The organism is Sphingomonas panacis (assembly GCF_001717955.1).
Classification (GTDB): domain Bacteria; phylum Pseudomonadota; class Alphaproteobacteria; order Sphingomonadales; family Sphingomonadaceae; genus Sphingomonas; species Sphingomonas panacis.
This window is the reverse complement of record NZ_CP014168.1, coordinates 298358-316875: the sequence shown is the minus strand read 5'-3', so window position 1 is coordinate 316875 and position 18518 is coordinate 298358. Positions and strand designations below refer to the sequence as shown.

The window sequence follows — 18518 nt, the reverse complement described above, 5'->3', positions numbered from 1 at the left end:
AGAGTGCTGGAAGCGCCGGCACGCGGCAAGCCGCAAGTGGCGCGAAAGGATGGTGTTCCTTTCAGCCATGATGCTATCGTCCGCGAAAGCCCGCAGAGGCGTTCGAGAGGTAGACCGCGCGCGGTCGTGAAAGGTGAAGCAACCGACGATGTTCGACGCTTTCAGACGCCGCTACCTCGACGTGCTCGGCTCCATCTACATCTACAACGAGCATCGCGGCTATACGAGCATCGACCGCGTGCTGGAGGCGGTGCAGGCGCATTGCCCCGACGATGCCGCCTTCATCGCCGCGATCCGCAAGCACCGGGCCGACGAGCGCAAACATTATGTGATGTTCCGCCGCTGGTTCGAACTGCGCGGGCAGATGCCGTTGTCGGTGGACCGGGCGTGCGGGCATATCGACCGTTTCGTCGAGATCGTGTTCGGATCGACCATCGACGACCTCGACACCGGGGCGGTGATCGCGAGCGAGGCGATGTTCGAGCGGCTGTGCCGGGTCATCATGCTCACCGAGATGCGCGGGATGAAGCAGGTCGACGTGCTGCTGCGGTCGCGGCTGGTGCGGTCCGACCCGGTGCTGGTGAAGATCTTCCGCATCGTCGAGCGCGACGAGCCGAGCCATTGGCAACCCTATCAGGATTGGCTGGTGCGCACCGGCCGGCCGCAGGCGAAGCGGCGCGAGAAGCTGATCGACTTCTGGATCCACCGCGAACTGCTGTTCCTGAAGCTGCCTTTGCTGTTCCTCAACCCCTGGCTGCCGCGCAGCCGCGACTGGGCGGATGCGGGCGAGATGGCGGAGCGTCCGGCCGGTCTCGCCATGCAGCGGGCCTGATCGCTCGCTACGCCATCGCCAGCCGGGGCACGAACGCGCGCGAGGGTGCGCGGGCCGGGCCGAGCGCTTCGGCGATCGCGGCGGCGGCCGCATCGGCGCCGTGTTCGCGGGCGACCTGCACGCCGATCCGCGCGGCAGCCTCAGCATATTCGGGTTCGTCGAGCAGCCGGGCGATCATGCGCGCGGCGCGGGTCGCGGTGAAGCGGTGCGCTTTCATCGACAGGCCGACGCCGAGCCGCTCGATGCGCTGGCCGTGATCGTACTGGTCGCCCATGTGCGGCACGACGAGCTGCGGCTTGCCGGCGCGCAGCGCCTGGCCGGTGGTGCCCGCGCCGCCGTGGTGGATCACCGCCGCCGCCGCCGGGAACAGCAGCGAATGCGGCGCATAAGCGCAGCGGAAGATGTCGCCGTCGCGGGCCGGCGCGCCGTGTCCGCCGGTGAGCAGCACCGCGCGCCGGCCAAGCGCGCGCGCCGCCGCCGCCGCCTCGGCGTAGAAATTGCCGGGGCAGTGGACCGCGAAGCTGCCGAGCGTGAAGATGATCGGCGCCGGCCCGTCGGCGAGAAATGCCGCCAGCGCAGGATCGAGCTCTTCTTCCGCGCCGCTCTGGCTGTCGAAGATCGGGAAGCCGACCACCCGGATATTGGCCGCGGCATCGGGCGGCAGCGGGCTGAAATGGCGCGAATAGGTGGCGAGCGTCAGCGCCGAGCGCTCGCTAGTTTCGAGCAGCCGCCGCGCGCTCTTGCGCGGCAGCCGGTGCGCGGTGCGGACGCGATCGATCTGCGGGCCGCATTTGAGCTGAACCGCGAGCCGCATCGTGCCGTACACCGCGCGGTTCCACAGTCGGCCGAGCACGGTGTTGGGCGCGTGCTTCATCATCCAGAAATCGGGCGTGCAGGGCGGATCATACGCGGACAGCATCGCCATCGGCTGGAGCACCACCGAGACGAGCGGGATGTTGAGCTTCTCCGCGACGATGGGGGCGGCGAACACGAAGGTCGAGGCGATGATCGCCTCGGCGCCGGCGGTGGCCGCTTCGAGTTTGTGGACGCAGCCGGGCAATGCCGGGAGCAGCACCTGATCGAGCATCTCGATCTGGTCGCCCATGATGCGCTTGACCGCTTCGTCCTCGGCAAGGCCGAGCCGATGCTGGACCGAGTCGAACCCCGGCAGCACCGCCACCGCTTCGATCCCCGCCGCGCGGCATTTGGCGAGCTGGTCCTCCGCCACCGCGAGCACGGGCGCGAAGCCGTGGCGGCGCAGCGCCTGCGCGATGGCGATAAAGGGATGCAAATCGCCGAGCGTTCCGATGGTGGTTAGGACAATCTTGCGCATGCCCTTCGCTCCCTGTGGAATCGCGGGCCGATCGTCAATCTCGGGATTGTACCGAGGCGGGAAATGCGACGTGTCGCTGGCGACCACCCGCCATAGGCCCGTTCGTGCTGAGCCAGTCGAAGCACGTGCCCCAAGCGCTGTGTTGCGTGTTTGGCACGCCCTTCGACACGCTCAGGGCGAACGGAAAGGTGGAAATGAAAAGAGGCTGCCGGGGCCTTTCGGCACCCGGCAACCTCCTGACATGGTCAGCGGCCGGAAGCTCCAGCTTGGGAGACCATGCGAACCGCCAGTCTTCACCGGAATCGCGACGTTGGCTGGGAGACGATCCTCCCCGTCGCTTTTCCGCGAAGCTTAGCGGTGCGTCCCCCGAACGAACTGAACCGACCCCATTGCTGAACCATGAGACATCGGATCACCTCCTTTCGCTTGTTAAAACGGCGTGCCCAGGCTTGGGCACGACTCATTTTTGAATCAGATTTTTTTGCGAAACAAGCCTTGTAATGCGGCGATGTTTGGACGAATCTCTTCCGCCTGCGCTGCGCCGCCTCAGCGCTTCACCGCGGCCTTCCGGGCCGCCCCCGGCGGGTCCGCCGGAACCAAACGCAACGGGACGGCGGTGACATCGGGCGGCACGGGCACGATGCGATCACGGCCCGAGAATTTGGCTTCGTAGGCGCGCTGGTCGGCGCGATCGAGCAGCGTTTCCAGCGTGTCGCCGGGTTTCAGCTCGGCGATGCCGCCGCTGGTGGTGACGGCGGGGAGATGCGCGATGCCGGGCAGCGCGATGCGGATGGCCTGGGCGATGTGCCACGCACCGGTCATCGTCGTGCGATCGAGCAACACCACGAACTCCTCGCCGCCGAGCCGCGCGACGGTTGCCGAACGCGGCGCCATCGCCAGCAGCAGATCGGCGAAGGCGCGGATCACCGCGTCGCCGGCGGCATGGCCATAGCTGTCGTTGACGCGTTTGAAATGATCGAGATCGAACATCGCCAGGGCGAGCGGTTCGCCCGCCTGATTGGCATGAGCGATCATCCGCGCGGCGGCACGCTCGAAGCCGCGGCGATTGGCGACGCCGGTGAGCGGATCGGTTTCCGAATCGAGGATGGTCCGGTTCATCGCCTGTTCGACAGCGATGAGCATCACCAGCAGCCCGGCGGTGACGATGAGCAATCGGCCGGTTGCCTGCGAGAACAAGGCATAACCGCTGCTCGCAAAGGCTTCGGCGGTGGCGCCTGACGCTAAGGTGCTGGCGAACACCGGCTTGGTCGCGAAATAGACAATCGAGATTCCGAACAGGATCGCCACCGCCGCCCAGAGCCGGCTGACACGCTGGCGGACCGTGCGGATCGCGACCAGAGCCGAGAGCGTCGAGGCTGCGACGAAGGGCAATTGGAGCGCCAGTCCGTAGAGCAGATCATCGCGGTGGCCGTTCCCGATGGCCGCGCGCAGCACGGCGCCGACGACCAGAATCAGCGTGGCGGCACGCCACGGCATGGGGCGGCCGGACATCGCCGTGAGACCGAGCGCCATCGCCAATGTGTAGAGCAGGAGGCTTGCGTAGCTGATCGCGGCGAACAGCGCGCTGCCGCTGCAATAGCGGATGCCGAGTTCGCTGAGCGGGCTCAGCACGCCGATCGCATAGGCCGCGCAGAACCATTCGACCGCGCGCTGGTGCTGATACGAACACCGGATGACCGCGAACGCGACCGCGAACAGCAGCGCCACGCAGGCATTCACGATAAGAGCGTAGACCGCGCCGTCCATCACCGAAGAACCCCCTTCGGCCGATGTACAACGATCACCTCGAAAAAATGGTTAACGCGCCTGTCGGCGTCAGGCCGCGCCCTCGTCGCGGTATTTGATCTCGAGGAAGCGGCCGCGCGTGGCGAGCGCGTCGAGGTCGCCTTGGGCGAGCTGTTCGGTCATCTCACGGATTTCGGTGTCGATCAGGCGGAGGCTGTCGGCGAGTTGCGCGTCGGGCGACTTGCCGTTGCGCGCTTGCGCCCGCAGCGGCTCGGGGACGCGGGCATAGCCGCGGATCAGTTCGGGGAGTTGCTCGCCGAGCAGTTTGCGCACCTCGAACGCGGCGGGCTGCTGTTCGTCGAGGGTGGCGAGCTGGGGCGCGAGCGTGTCGAGCCGGGTGCCGATGCCGTCGAGCAGCGTCTGCGCGGGGGCGGGCAGCGCCGGGCGCTGCGTCTCCAACCATTGTTCGGTGCGCGCGGGCAGCGCCTTGAGCGGCACTTCCGCCAGTTTCTCGGGCGCGATCGGCGTGTCGAGCCGGGCAAAGGCGAGGATCAGCGTCACTGCCACCAGCAGCGCGGCGACGAGCAACGCGCCGCCCATGCCGATCGGCACGATCCAGCCGACGATCAGCGTGGCGACGATGATCGCGAGATCGGCGCTCGCGATCAGCGCCGCGCGCTTGGCGAGGCTGGTGGCCCCACGTGCGCGGCGGCGTTGCGCGATGCTGCGCTCGCGGGTGCGGTCGAGCAGTTCATTGGTGCGCGCGAGCTGGCGATCGACGTCGGTCATGTCACACTGCCTCCAGCTTGAACGCGCTGTTGGGGCCGGCGAGGGTGTTCTGCGCGGCACCCTCGGCGCGGGCGATATAGCCCTTCGATTTCTCGACCTCGTTCGACAGCGTGTTGACCGTGGTCTTCATCGAATCGAGCGCCTTCAGCTTGAACGTGTCGATCGCGTCCATCGTATCGTAGATGTTCTGGAATGCGCGCTGGAGCGTCTCGACGGGGATGGTCGAGGCGGCGGCCTGTTCGTGGATCGTCGCGGTCTGGCTCTTGAGCAGCTTGCCGGTGGCGTCGATGATGTTGGCGGTGGTGGTGTTGAGCGCGGTGATCTGGTCGAGCACGAGCTTCTGGTTGGCCAGCGCCTGCGCGACGGTGACGGCGGTGCGAAGCGCGGAGACGGTGGTGGTCGAAGCGCGATCGACGCCCTTCACCAGCTCGACATTGTTCTTCTTGACGAGATCGAGCGCGAGATAGCCCTGCACCGTCACCGCCATCTGTGTCAGCAGATCCTGCGTGCGCTGGCGGACGTAGAACAATGCGGTCTCGCGGATCGCTTTGGCCTTGGCGGGGTCGCTATGGTCGAGCTCGTTGGCCTTGTCTTCGAGGCGGCTGTCCATTTCCTTGGACAGCACGATCATCTGTTCGAGCCGGCCCATCGCCGACCACAGGTTGGCGCGCTCGGTATCGATCGCGGCATTGTCCATCAGCAGCTCGTCCTTGCCGCGCGCGAGCGTCTTGAGGATGGCGTTGATGTGAGTCTGCGAGGAGCGGTATTTGTCGAAATAGCTGGTGATGCCGCCGCCGAAGATCTTGCTGACGAGGCCGCCCTTGCCCGACAACAGGCTGCTGTTGGCGGCGGGATCGAGCTTTTCGATCGTGCGGCGAAGCTCGGTGAGATCGGCGCCGACGCTGCCTTCGCCGTCCATCGCCTTGACGGGACGATCGAGGAAGCGGTTCGACTGGCCGGCGGCGTCGCGGATCTCCTTCTGCCCCATCGCCGCGATCGCATCGACTCGCTTGCCGAATTCGGGAGAGTTGACGTCCTGCGCGACGAGCTCGTCGACGAAGCCCGACACCTTGGCCTGAAGCTGGGTGCGGACCTTGTCGTCGACCGGCACCAGCCCGGCGGCCTTGGCAGGCGCGACGACGGGCACGGGATCGGGCGGGGTCAGCACCAGGCTCTGCTCGGTCGTGTCGGTATCGGCCATCGTCTCTTTTCCTTTGCGGGTGTTTGCCCGTCTCAAGCTGTTATATGTAAATAACACACGAGGTTTTGCAATCTCTGGCTGTTCTTCGCCTTTAGCGCTTCCCGTTCCCCCGCGAAAGCGGGGGGGCAGAGCCGCAGGCGTTGCGCTCCTGGCTCTGGCCCCCCGCTTTCGCGGGGGAACGGCTATCGTCGCCCCTGGCGTAGGCCGGGGCGACGATCTGGTGACTTTGCGCTCTTCTTCCAGCCGGGCTAGGGTGGGCGGCATGGCGCTGTTTTCCCTTCCCGCGATCTTCTCGCGGCCGTTTTTCGAGGACAAGGGGCGCGCGTTCTGGCGGCTGCAGGCGGCGGGGTGGTCCGGCTATCTGCTGTTGCGCAGCGTCTCGAGCGTGTCGAACGGGCAGGACATTTCGGGTGTGGTGCCGGTGATCGTCGAATCGATCGTCGGCTATTGCATCACGTTGCTGCTCTCGACCTTGTACCATTATTACCGGAGCCAGCGGCAGCTCGCCGCGATCCTGCTGACGATCGTCACGCTCGCGGTGGCGACGGTGCTGTATTCGGTGCTCGACGCGTTTTCGTTCTCGTTCATCAAGCTCGCCGATCCGGGATTGAACCTCGGGCTGGTGCTGGGGACGATCTTTCTCAACTTCACCGTGCTCGCCGGCTGGTCGGCGCTGTATTTCGGGATCAATTTCTATCTGATCGTCGAAGCGCAGATGGACCAGATGGCGGCGCTGGAGAACACCGCCAGCTCGGCGCAGCTCGCGATGCTGCGCTACCAGCTCAACCCGCATTTCCTGTTCAACACGCTCAACTCGATCTCGACGCTCGTGCTGCTCAAGCAGACCGAGCGCGCCAATGCGATGCTGAGCCGGCTGTCGTCGTTCCTGCGCTATACGCTCGCCAACGAGCCGACCGCGAACGTGACGCTCCAGCAGGAGGTTGAAACCCTGAAGCTCTATCTCGAAATCGAGAAGATGCGCTTCGAGGACCGCTTGCGCCCGAGCTTCGAGATCGATCCGCGCGTGTCGCAGGCGCGGCTGCCGTCGCTGCTGCTTCAGCCGCTCGTCGAAAACGCGATCAAATATGCGGTGACGCCCAAGGAAGAGGGGGCCGAAATCAACGTTACCGCGCGGTTGAGCGGGGATCGGGTGCAGATCGCCGTATCCGATACCGGGCCGGGCTTGTATGAAACGAAAGCGCGGGCAAGCGCATCGACAGGCGTGGGGCTCGCCAACATCAGGGAGCGGCTGGCGCAGACTTTCGGGTCTGACCACCGTTTCGAAACACGTTCGATCCCAGGGGGCGGGTATGGGGTCGAGATTGAGATACCGTTCCAGTTAGAGGAACCGAAGAGAGAGGCCGCATGACGATCCGTACCATCCTGGTCGATGACGAACCCCTTGCAATTCAGGGGCTTGAGCTGAGACTGCAAGCGCATGACGATGTCGAGATCATCGAGAAATGCGCCAATGGCCGCGAGGCGATCCGCGCGATCAAGACTCACAAACCCGACCTCGTATTCCTCGACATCCAGATGCCCGGCTTCGACGGCTTTTCCGTGGTGCAGGGGCTGATGGAAGTCGAACCGCCGTTGTTCGTGTTCGTGACCGCCTATTCGGACCACGCGCTGAAGGCGTTCGAGGCGCAGGCGACCGATTATCTGATGAAGCCGGTCGACGAGGCGCGGCTCGCCGACACGCTCGACCGCGTGCGTCAGCGGCTCGCCGAGAAACGCGGCGTCGAGGAGGTCGACCGGCTCCGCGAGGTGCTCGCCGAAGTCGCGCCCGATTCGGTCGAGGATATCGTCGACGGCGGCGATCAGGTTTCGGCCAACCGCTTCGAGAAGCTCATCAACATCAAGGATCGCGGCCAGATCTTCCGCGTCGATGTCGACACGATCGAGCGGATCGACGCGGCGGGCGATTACATGTGCATCTACACCGGCGACAACACGCTGATCCTGCGCGAGACGATGAAGGATCTGGAGAAACGGCTCGACCCGCGCCGGTTCCAGCGCGTGCATCGCTCGACGATCGTCAACCTAGATCTGGTGAAGGAGGTGAAGCCGCACACCAATGGCGAGTGCTTCCTGGTGCTGGGGAGCGGCGCGCAGGTGAAGGTGAGCCGCAGCTACCGCGACGTGGTCGCGCGGTTCGTGCATTGAGGTGAGGTGGGGAGGTGCGGATGGGCACCTCCCAAGTCCCGAGCGCAGGTGTCTCGACTTCGGCCCCTTGGGCCGAAGTTTATCTTGAGCGGCTGGCTTGTCAGCCAGCCGAAGGGCTCGATACGAAAGGTTGGGGTGCGAACGGTTGAGGGCGGGCGTTTCAGCACCGCACCGTATCCGTCACCCCAGCGTAAGCTGGGGTCTTTCGCGGCAAGGGCACACCCTGTCACCGGGAGACCCCAGCGTGCGCTGGGGTGACGACGAAAGTCAGTCCGCCGCGATCTCTTCTTCGCCTTCGGCCGGGCGTTCGAACCACGCCTCGACCTCGCCCGACAGTTTGAGCGTCAGCGGCTGGCCGTTGCGGTCGACCTTCTTGCCGAGGGCGACGCGAATCCAGCCTTCGGAGCGGCAATATTCCTCGACGTCGGTGCGCTCCTTGCCCTTGAAGCGGATGCCGATCCCGCGCGAGAGCTTGGCCTCGTCGAAGAACGGGCTGCGCGGGTTGGACGAAAGGCGATCGGGGGGTGTGTCGGTCATGATGGCGCGCTTCTTGGCGGAAAAGATGCGGGAAGGCCAGATGCGAAAACGGCGCGGGGAAAACCCGCGCCGTCTTGTCGTTCCGTGCCGGTCGGATCAGTTGCAGACGCGAACGCGGACGTTTTCCTCGTAATAAGGATCCCAGCGCCACGAGCTGTAGCAACGCGGGCCGCGATATTCGTCGTAATAATAGGTGGGCGGCGCGGTGTAATAGCGCGGACCATCGTAATAGCCGCCGCCACGGTAATAGCCACGATCATAGCCGCGATTGCTGCTGGCGATCGCCGCACCGACGCCGAGGCCGACGATGCCGCCGAGCAGCGCCGCGCCGGTCGTGTCACCGCCACGATGCCAGCCGCCGTGATATCCGCCGCGATAGCCACCGCGCCACTGGGCCTCGGCAGGGACCGCCGCCGTCAATGCCGTTGCGGCCAGGGCGACGCCAAGACCGGCCTTCTTCAAAAACGCGTTCATCTCCAACCTCCTCGTATCAAAGCCTGTCCGCACCGACCGATTAACGCTTTGGTGGACCAGCTTGTTGCACTTGACTAGCCGAGTCGGTCTGAACACGTTCGGAATGGGGCGTTAAGCCGCGGTTTATGCGGCGGATCGGGAAAGGCGGGGAGCGTGGCATATTGGCTGATGAAATCGGAGCCGGAAAGCTACGCCTGGGCTGACCTGCTCGCCGAAGGCACGACCGAATGGACCGGCGTGCGCAACCCGGCGGCGGCGCTTCACCTGAAGGCGATGGCGGTTGGCGACCGTGCTTTCTTTTACCATTCGGGCAAGGAGAAGGCCGTGGTCGGCGTGATGGAGATCGTGCGCGGCGCGCGACAGGACGGCGATCTGCCGCGCTGGGTGTCGGTCGCGGTCGCGCCCGTCGCGGCGATGCCCCGGCCGGTCACGCTGGCGGCGATCCGGGCCGAGCCGAAGCTCGCGGGACTCGAGATGCTGCGCCAGTCGCGGCTGTCGGTCAGCCCGGTCGATGCGGCGCAATGGGCGGTGATGCTGGCGCTGGGCGCGTTCGATGGGTGAGTGCGTCGATGTGGCGCGGATGACACGTCTGTCACGCACAGTTCAGAACGGCGATAGTCAGCACGGTGCAGAGGGCTGTCATTTATGTGTAACGCACTATAGTGCGAAACGCGACCGGCACGGCTCCCGTGCCGCTCGGCAGCCCCGGAGTTTCGGATACACCGTGTTGACCCTGTCCTCTGCGCCCAAATGGATCGCCTCGGGCCTTTTGTTGTCGTTCGTCGTGCTGGTTGGGCTGTTGCATCATGCCGGGCTCAGCATCGATCCGTGGAGCCCGAGCAACCTGCCCTTCGTCGGCGTGGCGGTGACGGCGACGGCGCTGCGCCTCGCGGTGCGGCGGTGGCCGTCGCGGCCGCTAGTGATCGCGGCGCGGGCCGGCAGCTTCTATGCGGTGCTCACCGCGATGGTGCTGATGGGCGCGGTCGCCTCCTATCCGCTCGCGGCGATGTCGCACGGGTTCAGCGATGCCGCGCTCCAGCATGCCGACCGGCTGCTCGGCTTCGACTGGATCGGGATGTACGATATGGTCGCCGCGCATCGCAGCCTGCAACTGCTCGGCACCGCCGCGTATCGCAGCATCTACCTGACGCCGGCGGTGATCCTCGGCTGGTTCGCGTGGCAGGGGCGTAACGAGGAGGCGTATCGCTTCCTCGCGACCTTCTGGCTGGCGGCGACCATCACGCTGGTGCTGTATCCGATGATGCCGGCGGTCGGCCCGCTGTCATACCTGTGGCACGGGCCGCTGCCGTACATGCCCGAGAGCGAGACGTGGCAGCAGGGGCTGATCCCGGTGCTGCGCGCGGGGCGCGATACGGTGATCGACCTGGGGCAATTGCGCGGCCTCGTCTCGGCGCCGAGCTTCCACACCGCGTCCGCCTTCGTGTTCATCGCGGCGGGGTGGCAGATCCGGCCGCTGCGTTGGGCGGTCGTCGCGGTCAACGTGGCGATGCTGCTGTCGACGCCGATCGAGGGCACGCATTACCTCTCCGACATGATCCTCGGCATGATGGTCGCTTTGGTGGCGATCGCGGTGGTCGGGTTCGTCTCCGCCGAGCGCGGGCGCGAGCGGGTCGCGGAGCAGGAATTGCTGCCGAGCCGGGTTTGAATTTCGGGCGGGGGTAAATTGCCCCAACAGTGGCACCTGCGCGCGCGACCATCCCTCGACTTCGCTGGGCACGAACGGAGAGCGTGAACGAGCGGTTATTTCTGGCGCGGTTCCTTCTTCCGCTTCGCCCCCGCCAGCGCCGACAGCACGCCGCGTAAGGTGCGGACTTCCTGGCTCGACCAGCCCGGCTTGGTGAGCAGGGTGCGCAAGGTCCGCCGCGTCGCGACGGTGCGATCGGGCGGATAGAAGAAATTGGCGTCGACCAGCATTCCGTCGAGCTGTGCGATCATGCCGTCGAGGTCTTCCTGGGCGGCAGGCTCGGGCAGATCGACTTCGGGAGGCTGGGCGAGCGCGACCCCCTTGGACCATTCATAGGCGACGAGAATCACCGCCTGCGCGAGGTTGAGCGAGCCGAATTCGGGGTTGATCGGCACGGTGATGATCTCGCGCGCGACCGCGACATCGTCGGTCTCCAGCCCCGAACGTTCCGGCCCGAACAGGATCGCGCTGCGGCCCGGCCCGGCGTGGACCTTGCGCGCCGCCACCTCGGGGGTGACGACCGGCTTGGTGACGCCGCGCTTGCGCACGGTGGTCGCGTAGACGTTGGGGCAATCGGCGATCGCCTCGGCGAGCGTGTCGAACACCTGCGCCTGTTCGAGCACCTGATCGGCGCCCGAGGCGGCGGGGCCGGCGGCGGGGTTGGGCCACCCGTCGCGCGGCGCGACGAGGCGCATTTCGGTGAGCCCGAAATTGAGCATCGCGCGCGCGGCCTTGCCGATGTTCTCGCCGAGTTGCGGGCGGACGAGGACGATGACGGGGGGTGGGGGCGGGGCGCTCCGTTGATCCGCACCATTTTCCCCGTTCGTCCTGAGTAGGGGCTGAGCTTGTCGAAGACCCGTATCGAAGGACTTATGCGCGAGACCGCTGATCCGCGCCCAATCGCCTTCGATCAGCGCGATCTTCTTGGCGCGTGTCCAGCCCTTGATCTGGCGCTCGGCCTCTAGCGCTTCGATGCGTGAGGGGAAATCCTGCGACCAGACCAACTCGACCGGACGGCGCGATTGCGTATAGCCCGGAACCTCGCCGGCATCGTGTTGGGCGATGCGGTGTTCGAGCGTGTCGGTATGGCCGATGTAGAAGCTGCCGTCGGAACAGCGCAGCATGTAGGTGTGGAAGCTCACGGGCTTGTCCTTCGATACGCGTCTTCGACTTCGCTCAGCCGCTACTCAGGACGAACGGGGTGGGTGTTGGCGTGGCCGGGGTGGGGTGAGTCGAGCGCCATCACCCCTTCGCCACCGCGCTGACATTGCCCGCGAACTCCTCGAAGTCCTTCGCCTCGCGGAAGTCCTTGTAGACGCTGGCGAAGCGGATGTAGGCGACCGAGTCCATGCCTTTGAGGCCGTCCATCACCATTTCGCCGATGCGTTGCGAATGCACTTCGGTTTCGCCCTGCGTTTCCAACTGGCGCTGGATGCCCGAGACGAGCTTCTCCAGCCGCAGCGGCTCGATCGGGCGTTTGCGCGCGGCGATCAGGAGTGAGCGGAGCAGTTTCTCGCGGTCGAAGGGTTCGCGGCGGTCTTCGCTTTTCAGCACCACAAGTTCGCGGAGCTGGATTCGTTCGAACGTGGTGAAGCGCGCCGCGCAGCCTTCGCACTGGCGGCGGCGGCGGATCGCCGCCCCGTCTTCGGTGGGGCGGCTGTCCTTTACCTGACTGTCTTCATGTCCGCAGAAGGGACAGCGCAAATCACACCCCCTCCGGGTAGATCGGGAAGCGCGCGCACAAGGCCGCGACACGTTCGCGGACGTTGGCCTCGACCTGCGCGTCGCCCTGCTCGCCGTTCTTGCGGAGACCATCGAGCACGTCGGCGACCATGTTGCCGATCTCGCGGAACTCGGCTGGCCCAAAGCCGCGCGTGGTGCCGGCGGGTGAGCCGACGCGGATGCCGCTGGTCTTGGTCGGCGGCAGCGGATCGTTGGGGATGCCGTTCTTGTTGCAGGTGATGCCGGCGCGTTCGAGCGCCTCGTCGGCGTCCTTGCCGGTGACGCCCAAGGGCGTGAGGTCGATCAGCGCGAGGTGCGTGTCGGTGCCGCCCGAGACGACCTCCGCGCCGCGTTCCTTGAGCGTGGCGGCCAGCACCTTGGCGTTCTCGATGATCGCGGCGGCATAGGTCTTGAACTCAGGCCGAAGCGCCTCGCCGAACGCGACCGCCTTGGCGGCGATGACGTGCATCAGCGGGCCGCCCTGAAGCCCCGGGAACACCGCCGAGTTGATCTTCTTGGCGACGGCTTCGTCGTTGGTCAGCACCATGCCGCCACGCGGGCCGCGCAGCGTCTTGTGGGTGGTGGTCGTCACCACATGCGCGTGGGGCAGCGGCGACGGGTGAAGCCCGGCGGCGACGAGTCCGGCGAAATGCGCCATGTCGACCATGAAATAGGCGCCAACCTCATCGGCGATCGCGCGGAACTTCGCGAAGTCGATCTCGCGCGGATAGGCCGAGCCGCCGGCGATGATGAGCTTGGGGCTGTTGGCGCGGGCGATCTCGGCGACCTGCTCGTAATCGATCAGGTGCGTGACCGGATCGACGCCATATTGCACCGCGTTGAACCATTTGCCCGACATCGCGGCGCGCGCGCCGTGGGTGAGGTGGCCGCCGGCGTCGAGGCTGAGGCCCATCACCGTCTCGCCGGGCTTGACCAGAGCGAGCATCACCGCGCCATTGGCCTGCGCGCCCGAATGCGGCTGGACGTTGGCGAAGCCGCAGCCGAAAAGCTGCTTGGCGCGGTCGATCGCGAGTTGCTCGACCTCGTCGGAGGGGTGGCAGCCCTGGTAATAGCGCTTGCCGGGATAGCCCTCGGCATATTTGTTGGTGAACACCGAACCTTGCGCTTCGAGCACCGCCTTGGAGACGATGTTCTCGGAGGCGATCAGCTCGATCTGGTCCTGCTCGCGCTTGAGTTCATGCGCGACGCCGGCGAACACGGCGGGATCGGCGTCGGCGAGGCCGCGCGTGAAGAAGCCGTCGGGCTGCACGGCGTTGAGTGGCTTGGACTCGAGGATCTGGGTGCTCATGCGCTTGCCCTTTCGATGGCGGGGGCGCCGAGCTTGTCGACGCGGGGTTGATGGCGACCACCGGCGAAGGTGGTGGCGAGGAACGATTCGAGACAGGCCTGCGCCATGTCGGGGCCGGTCAGTCTGGCGCCCATCGCGATGACATTGGCATCGTTATGCTCGCGGGCAAGGGCGGCGGCATAAGGATCGGACACCAAAGCGCAGCGGCACGCGGGATTGCGGTTGACCGCGATCGAGATGCCGATGCCCGACCCGCACAGCGCCACGCCGAAATCGGCTTCGCCCGCGGCGACATGTGCGGCGAGCTTGTAGCCGTAATCGGGATAATCGACTCGGTCGGCCGTTTCCGGACCGAGATCGACGACAGCGTGCCCCGCGGCGCGCGCCCAGGCGATGAGCGCCGCCTTGAGATCGACGGCGGCGTGATCGGAAGCGAAAGCGATGTGCAAGACGGCGCGAGTCCTCGAGGCGATGCAGACGCGGCGCTCTTACGCAAACCGTCACGCAAATGCCACACCGCTGTTGCCGCTTGCCCGTTGAACGTGGGTGCGGTGGCGCTCGGGCGGCACTCTCTGCCGACAGGTTCTTTTCATTTGGTCGCGGAGGCGTCATGGAAGCGTCATCGCATTGTCGTAGGCGAGCGCCGCGTGTCACCCGCCCGGCCCGCAGGAGATTGTAATGGCCACCGCTGTCCGCCCCCCCAAGAACCGCGCCGTGCGTGCGGCGGTTCACCGCCATGAGCATCTGTCCAAACAGGGCATTCTCGAACGCGCTTTCACCTTCGCGTTCCGGGGCCTTGTCTATGCGCAGATCTGGGAAGACCCGGCGGTTGATATGGAAGCGCTGGCGATCACGCCGGACAGCCATGTCGTGACGATCGCCTCGGGCGGCTGCAACGTGCTGTCGTATCTGACCGCGAACCCGCGCGCGATCACCGCAGTCGATCTCAACACCGCGCACATCGCGCTCAACAAGCTGAAGCTGGTCGCGGCGCGGCATCTGCCCGATTACCAGACATTCCACCGCTTCTTCGCGCGCGCCAACAGCCGCGCCAACATCCTCGCCTATCGCACCTACGTGCGCCCGTTCCTTGACGAGACGAGCAAGCGCTATTGGGAAGGCCGCGACATGGTCGGCCGGCGGCGGATCGGCGGGTTCGCCAAGGGCGTGTACAAGCGCGGGCTGCTCGGCAATTTCATCGGCGCGGCGCATCTGATCGCGCGGATGAACGGGGTGAACCCCAAGGTGCTGCTCAAGGCCAGGACGATCGAGGAGCAGCGCGAGATCTTCGACCGCGAGTTCGCGCCGGTGTTCGACAAGGGCTTCATCAAGTGGCTGACCGACCAGCCCGCCTCGCTGTTCGGCCTCGGCATCCCGCCCGCGCAATATGAGGCGCTGGCCGGCGACGAGAAGATGGCGGTGGTGCTGCGCGAGCGGCTCGAAAAGCTCGCCTGCGACTTCGACCTCAAGGACAATTATTTCGCGTGGCAGGCGTTCAATCGCGGCTATAGCGAAGACCCCAATGCGCCGCTGCCGCCGTATCTGCAGAAGGCGCATTATGCGGAGATCGTCGATCGGGTCAGCCGGATCGAGGTGCGCCACACCAATTTCACCGATTATCTGCGCAGCCAAGGCGAGGGTTCGCTCGACCGCTACATCCTGCTCGACGCACAGGACTGGATGACCGACCAGCAGCTCACCGAGCTGTGGAGCGAGATCACCCGCACCGCGAAGCCGGGCGCGCGCGTGCTGTTCCGCACCGCCGGGATCGAGACGATCCTGCCGGGCCGCGTGCCGGACGAGATCCTGTCGAAATGGGATTACCGCGCCGAGGAGTCGCTCGATTACACCAAGCGCGACCGCTCCTCGATCTATGGCGGCGTCCACCTGTACGTCCTGAAATAATGGCCGGGGCGGGCGATACCGGCCATGCCGGGCACATGGATGCGATCTACAAGACTCAGCGCCATTTCTACGACCTCACCCGCAAATATTACCTGCTCGGCCGCGACGCGCTGATCCGCGATCTCGCGCCGCCGGCGGGCGGGAGCGTGCTGGAGATCGGCTGCGGCACCGGGCGCAACCTGATCGTGGCGGCGAAGCGCTGGCCCGATGCGCATTACTACGGGATCGATATTTCCGAGGCGATGCTGGAGACGGCGCGCGCCAATGTCGCCAAGGCCGGGCTCGCCAACCGGATCACGCTGGCGCAGGGCGATGCGACCGCGTTCGATACGGTGTCGCTGTTCGGGGTGGCGGCGTTCGACCGCATCTTCCAGAGCTATACCTTGTCGATGATCCCAGACTGGAAGGGCGCGTTGCGCGAGGGCGCGGGCAAGCTGGCGCCCGGCGGGCGGCTCGACATCGTCGATTTCGGGCAGCAGGAGCGGTTGCCGGGCGCCTTCAAGGCGGTGCTGTTCGCATGGCTCGCGCAGTTCGACGTGACCCCGCGTGCGGAACTGAAGGGTGCAGCCTGTTCGGTAGCGCGCGACACCGGGCTGACCGCAAGCTTCGCATCGCTCCGCAATGGATATGCCTGGTCTGCGCGGTTGAGCCGGGCGGTGTAAGAGGGTGCGGTGATGACCGCACCCTTGCCGGTAAAGACAGATTTCAAGGCGCGGTTCACCAACGCCGAGTTTCTACGGATGTGTGCGGTGGATGCCTTCCCCGACATGAAGATCGAGTTGGTCGATGGTCAGCTTGAGCGGCACGATCTGGCTATGAACCGGCATGCGATGCTTCAGGGGCGGGTCTGGTTCGCGTTGGCGGGTGCCATCGACGCGGCTGTATTGCTCGGAACGGTTGGGATCATTCTGGGCGACGATACGGTGGTTGCCTGCGATGGGGCAGTTCTCCGAAAGCCGATCACGGGAAACCGGATGCTCGTGCCTGACGATATCGCGCTGGTGATGGAGGTTGCCGAGACGACGATCGCGCGTGACATGGGAATGAAGCGTATCAAATACGCTTCAGCGGGCATTGCGGCCTATTGGGTTATCGACGGCGCGCGTTCGGTCGTTCATGTCTTCACCGAGCCGGTCGATGGCGACTATGCAGAGATCAACACGGTGCGGTTCGGTCAGCCTTTGACTGTGCCGGGCGCCGGGACGATTGTGGTCGACTGAGCCCTAAGCTCCGTTCGTGCTGAGCGCGTCGAAGCACGTGCCCTGAGCGTCGTTCTTGGGGCACGCCCCCTTCGGCTGGCTGGCAAGCCAGCCGCTCAGGACAGGCTTCGACGAGCTCAGGGCGAACGGCGGTTCGTGTCGATGCGATCAGTGATGGAAGATCAGGTACAGCACCAAAATAACGGGCAGCGGCACGCCCAACGCCCAGAGAATGCAGCCTTTTCCCATCGTGATGCCCTTGATTGCAGGTCCGTCACGACATAACCGCGGACGCCGCCGCCAGTTCCGCCCGGATCAGGCGGCCTTGCGCAATTCGAGCCGGCTCCAGATTTCGGACAGCGCTTCGGTCAGCTCGAGCATCATCGCCTCGGTGTGCGCGGGGCCGGGGGTGAAGCGAAGCCGCTCGGTGCCGCGCGGCACGGTGGGGTAGTTGATCGGCTGGACGTACACGCCGTATTCGGCGAGCAGGATGTCGCTGATCTTCTTGGCGCGGGCGGGATCGCCGACCATCAGTGGCACGATATGCGTGTCGCCGGGCATCACCGGCAGCCCGGCCTCGGCGAGCATCGCCTTGAGCTTCGCCGCCGCCGCCTGCTGCGCCTCACGCTCTACGCTCGACGCCTTGAGGTGGCGTACGCTCGCCAGCACGCCAGCGACGAGCACCGGCGACAGCGAGGTGGTGAAGATGAAACCGGGCGCGTAGCTGCGGATGACATCGACGATCATCTGGTCGGCGGCGATATAGCCGCCCATCACGCCGAACGCCTTGCCGAGCGTGCCCTCGATGATGGTCAGCCGGTCGGCGACGCCGTCGCGTTCCGAGATACCGCCGCCACGCGCGCCGTACATGCCGACCGCATGGACTTCGTCGAGATAGGTCAGCGCGTTGTATTTGTCGGCGAGGTCGCAGATCGCTTCGATCGGGGCGATGTCGCCTTCCATCGAATAGACGCTCTCGAATGCGATCAGTTTCGGCACGGCCGGATCAGCCGCCGCCAGCAATTCCTCGAGATGGTCGAGATCATTGTGGCGGAACACGAACTTCTCGCAGCCCGCGTTGCGGATTCCCGCGATCATCGAGGCGTGGTTGAGTTCGTCGGAGAAGATGACGCAGCCGGGCAGGATCTTGGCGAGCGTCGCCAGAGTCGCCTCGTTCGAGACATAGCCCGAGGTGAACAGCAAAGCGCCCTGCTTGCCGTGCAGATCGGCGAGTTCGGCTTCGAGATCGATATGGTAGTGCGTGTTGCCGCCGATATTGCGCGTGCCGCCCGAGCCCGCGCCGACATCGTGGAGCGCCTCTTCCATCGCCGCGATCACCTTGGGGTGCTGGCCCATCGCGAGATAATCGTTCGAACACCAGACCGTGATCGGCTTCGGCCCGTTGTGCCCGGCGAAGCAGCGCGCATTGGGGTAGGCGCCCCTGTTGCGCAGGATGTCGATGAAGACACGGTAGCGGCCTTCGGCGTGCAGCCGGTCGATCGCCTGGGTGAAGATCCGCGAGTAATCGACCCCGCGCGCCGGTGCATGCGATTCCATGATTGTCGCCATCTAGTCCCAACCCCTCCCGATATCCAGCGAT

19 protein-coding genes are annotated in these 18518 nt (G+C 65.7%); 8 read left to right on the top strand and 11 right to left on the bottom strand.

Annotated elements, in window-relative coordinates:
• Window positions 1–148 precede the first annotated feature (148 nt).
• Window positions 149–832 (top strand): hypothetical protein, encoded by a 684-nt coding sequence (locus J0A91_RS01395; protein WP_069206923.1) that lies wholly within the window; start codon window positions 149–151, stop codon window positions 830–832.
• A 7-nt stretch (window positions 833–839) separates the two neighbouring features.
• On the opposite strand, the gene J0A91_RS01390 is transcribed toward J0A91_RS01395, so the two are convergent.
• The 4 genes from J0A91_RS01390 to J0A91_RS01375 form a co-directional block, all read right to left on the bottom strand.
• Window positions 840–2165 (bottom strand): glycosyltransferase, encoded by a 1326-nt coding sequence (locus J0A91_RS01390; RefSeq protein WP_069206922.1) that lies wholly within the window; start codon window positions 2163–2165, stop codon window positions 840–842.
• A 546-nt stretch (window positions 2166–2711) separates the two neighbouring features.
• Entirely contained in the window at window positions 2712–3932 is a 1221-nt protein-coding gene (locus J0A91_RS01385) for a GGDEF domain-containing protein (protein WP_069203413.1), read from the bottom strand.
• Between the two features lie 69 nt (window positions 3933–4001).
• Window positions 4002–4700 (bottom strand): HAD family hydrolase, encoded by a 699-nt coding sequence (locus J0A91_RS01380; RefSeq protein WP_069203412.1) that lies wholly within the window; start codon window positions 4698–4700, stop codon window positions 4002–4004.
• 1 nt (window position 4701) lies between these two features.
• On the bottom strand, window positions 4702–5901 hold the full coding sequence (locus J0A91_RS01375) for a toxic anion resistance protein (RefSeq protein ID WP_069203411.1): 1200 nt from the start codon (window positions 5899–5901) through the stop codon (window positions 4702–4704).
• A 262-nt stretch (window positions 5902–6163) separates the two neighbouring features.
• On the opposite strand from J0A91_RS01375, the gene J0A91_RS01370 reads away from it, so the two are divergent.
• Together J0A91_RS01370 and J0A91_RS01365 are read left to right on the top strand one after the other, a co-directional pair.
• Window positions 6164–7270 carry a sensor histidine kinase gene (locus J0A91_RS01370; protein WP_069203410.1) on the top strand — a complete coding sequence of 369 codons (1107 nt, stop codon included), beginning with the start codon at window positions 6164–6166 and terminating at the stop codon, window positions 7268–7270.
• A complete protein-coding gene (locus J0A91_RS01365; RefSeq protein WP_069203409.1) occupies window positions 7267–8067 on the top strand; it encodes a LytR/AlgR family response regulator transcription factor in 801 nt (266 codons plus the stop codon). Before J0A91_RS01370 ends, J0A91_RS01365 begins: the two co-directional genes overlap by 4 nt.
• A gap of 267 nt (window positions 8068–8334) precedes the next feature.
• On the opposite strand, the gene J0A91_RS01360 is transcribed toward J0A91_RS01365, so the two are convergent.
• Both J0A91_RS01360 and J0A91_RS01355 read right to left on the bottom strand, forming a co-directional pair.
• Window positions 8335–8604 carry a DUF3297 family protein gene (locus J0A91_RS01360; protein WP_069203408.1) on the bottom strand — a complete coding sequence of 90 codons (270 nt, stop codon included), beginning with the start codon at window positions 8602–8604 and terminating at the stop codon, window positions 8335–8337.
• A 96-nt stretch (window positions 8605–8700) separates the two neighbouring features.
• Window positions 8701–9078 carry a hypothetical protein gene (locus tag J0A91_RS01355; protein ID WP_069203407.1) on the bottom strand — a complete coding sequence of 126 codons (378 nt, stop codon included), beginning with the start codon at window positions 9076–9078 and terminating at the stop codon, window positions 8701–8703.
• 153 nt (window positions 9079–9231) lie between these two features.
• Here J0A91_RS01355 and J0A91_RS01350 point away from each other — a divergent pair, with 153 nt between their 5' ends.
• Entirely contained in the window at window positions 9232–9639 is a 408-nt protein-coding gene (locus J0A91_RS01350) for an EVE domain-containing protein (RefSeq protein ID WP_206364962.1), read from the top strand.
• A gap of 163 nt (window positions 9640–9802) precedes the next feature.
• Complete coding sequence (locus J0A91_RS01345; protein WP_420852808.1) at window positions 9803–10744, top strand: phosphatase PAP2 family protein; 942 nt, start codon at window positions 9803–9805, stop codon at window positions 10742–10744.
• Window positions 10745–10839: 95 nt separating this feature from the next.
• On the opposite strand, the gene J0A91_RS01340 is transcribed toward J0A91_RS01345, so the two are convergent.
• From J0A91_RS01340 to J0A91_RS01325, 4 genes are all read right to left on the bottom strand, one after another.
• A complete protein-coding gene (locus J0A91_RS01340; RefSeq protein WP_083224431.1) occupies window positions 10840–11925 on the bottom strand; it encodes a TrmH family RNA methyltransferase in 1086 nt (361 codons plus the stop codon).
• Window positions 11926–12025: 100 nt separating this feature from the next.
• Window positions 12026–12487, bottom strand: coding sequence for a transcriptional regulator NrdR (gene nrdR / locus J0A91_RS01335; RefSeq protein ID WP_069203406.1), 462 nt, complete (start codon window positions 12485–12487; stop codon window positions 12026–12028).
• A gap of 1 nt (window position 12488) precedes the next feature.
• Window positions 12489–13814: a serine hydroxymethyltransferase gene (gene glyA / locus J0A91_RS01330; protein WP_069203405.1), complete on the bottom strand. Its 1326-nt coding sequence runs from the start codon at window positions 13812–13814 to the stop codon at window positions 12489–12491.
• The gene (locus J0A91_RS01325; RefSeq protein WP_069203404.1) at window positions 13811–14263 is read right to left on the bottom strand and encodes an RpiB/LacA/LacB family sugar-phosphate isomerase; all 453 of its coding nucleotides are present in this window, start codon (window positions 14261–14263) and stop codon (window positions 13811–13813) included. The genes glyA and J0A91_RS01325 overlap by 4 nt, the downstream gene beginning before the upstream one ends.
• A gap of 229 nt (window positions 14264–14492) precedes the next feature.
• On the opposite strand from J0A91_RS01325, the gene J0A91_RS01320 reads away from it, so the two are divergent.
• From J0A91_RS01320 to J0A91_RS01310, 3 genes are read left to right on the top strand one after another with little or no spacing between them, the layout of a single operon-like run.
• Complete coding sequence (locus tag J0A91_RS01320; protein WP_069203403.1) at window positions 14493–15719, top strand: BtaA family protein; 1227 nt, start codon at window positions 14493–14495, stop codon at window positions 15717–15719.
• A complete protein-coding gene (locus J0A91_RS01315; RefSeq protein ID WP_069203402.1) occupies window positions 15719–16381 on the top strand; it encodes a class I SAM-dependent methyltransferase in 663 nt (220 codons plus the stop codon). Before J0A91_RS01320 ends, J0A91_RS01315 begins: the two co-directional genes overlap by 1 nt.
• 12 nt (window positions 16382–16393) lie before the next feature.
• Window positions 16394–16939 carry a Uma2 family endonuclease gene (locus J0A91_RS01310; RefSeq protein WP_069203401.1) on the top strand — a complete coding sequence of 182 codons (546 nt, stop codon included), beginning with the start codon at window positions 16394–16396 and terminating at the stop codon, window positions 16937–16939.
• Between the two features lie 294 nt (window positions 16940–17233).
• Here the strand turns inward: J0A91_RS01310 and hemA are convergent, their stop codons facing one another.
• Window positions 17234–18475, bottom strand: coding sequence for a 5-aminolevulinate synthase (hemA, locus tag J0A91_RS01305; protein ID WP_069206918.1), 1242 nt, complete (start codon window positions 18473–18475; stop codon window positions 17234–17236).
• Window positions 18476–18518 lie beyond the last annotated feature (43 nt).

What these genes read in the sequence shown, in the direction of transcription:
- J0A91_RS01385 (WP_069203413.1), bottom strand. Translation starts at nt 3,932, where the DNA reads ATGGACGGCGCGGTCTACGCTCTTATCGTGAATGCCTGCGTGGCGCTG.
- J0A91_RS01370 (WP_069203410.1), top strand. Translation starts at nt 6,164, where the DNA reads ATGGCGCTGTTTTCCCTTCCCGCGATCTTCTCGCGGCCGTTTTTCGAG.
- J0A91_RS01375 (WP_069203411.1), bottom strand. Translation starts at nt 5,901, where the DNA reads ATGGCCGATACCGACACGACCGAGCAGAGCCTGGTGCTGACCCCGCCC.
- J0A91_RS01310 (WP_069203401.1), top strand. Translation starts at nt 16,394, where the DNA reads ATGACCGCACCCTTGCCGGTAAAGACAGATTTCAAGGCGCGGTTCACC.
- J0A91_RS01395 (WP_069206923.1), top strand. Translation starts at nt 149, where the DNA reads ATGTTCGACGCTTTCAGACGCCGCTACCTCGACGTGCTCGGCTCCATC.
- J0A91_RS01320 (WP_069203403.1), top strand. Translation starts at nt 14,493, where the DNA reads ATGGCCACCGCTGTCCGCCCCCCCAAGAACCGCGCCGTGCGTGCGGCG.
- J0A91_RS01390 (WP_069206922.1), bottom strand. Translation starts at nt 2,165, where the DNA reads ATGCGCAAGATTGTCCTAACCACCATCGGAACGCTCGGCGATTTGCAT.
- glyA (WP_069203405.1), bottom strand. Translation starts at nt 13,814, where the DNA reads ATGAGCACCCAGATCCTCGAGTCCAAGCCACTCAACGCCGTGCAGCCC.
- J0A91_RS01355 (WP_069203407.1), bottom strand. Translation starts at nt 9,078, where the DNA reads ATGAACGCGTTTTTGAAGAAGGCCGGTCTTGGCGTCGCCCTGGCCGCA.
- J0A91_RS01380 (WP_069203412.1), bottom strand. Translation starts at nt 4,700, where the DNA reads ATGACCGACGTCGATCGCCAGCTCGCGCGCACCAATGAACTGCTCGAC.
- J0A91_RS01360 (WP_069203408.1), bottom strand. Translation starts at nt 8,604, where the DNA reads ATGACCGACACACCCCCCGATCGCCTTTCGTCCAACCCGCGCAGCCCG.
- J0A91_RS01315 (WP_069203402.1), top strand. Translation starts at nt 15,719, where the DNA reads ATGGCCGGGGCGGGCGATACCGGCCATGCCGGGCACATGGATGCGATC.
- J0A91_RS01365 (WP_069203409.1), top strand. Translation starts at nt 7,267, where the DNA reads ATGACGATCCGTACCATCCTGGTCGATGACGAACCCCTTGCAATTCAG.
- hemA (WP_069206918.1), bottom strand. Translation starts at nt 18,475, where the DNA reads ATGGAATCGCATGCACCGGCGCGCGGGGTCGATTACTCGCGGATCTTC.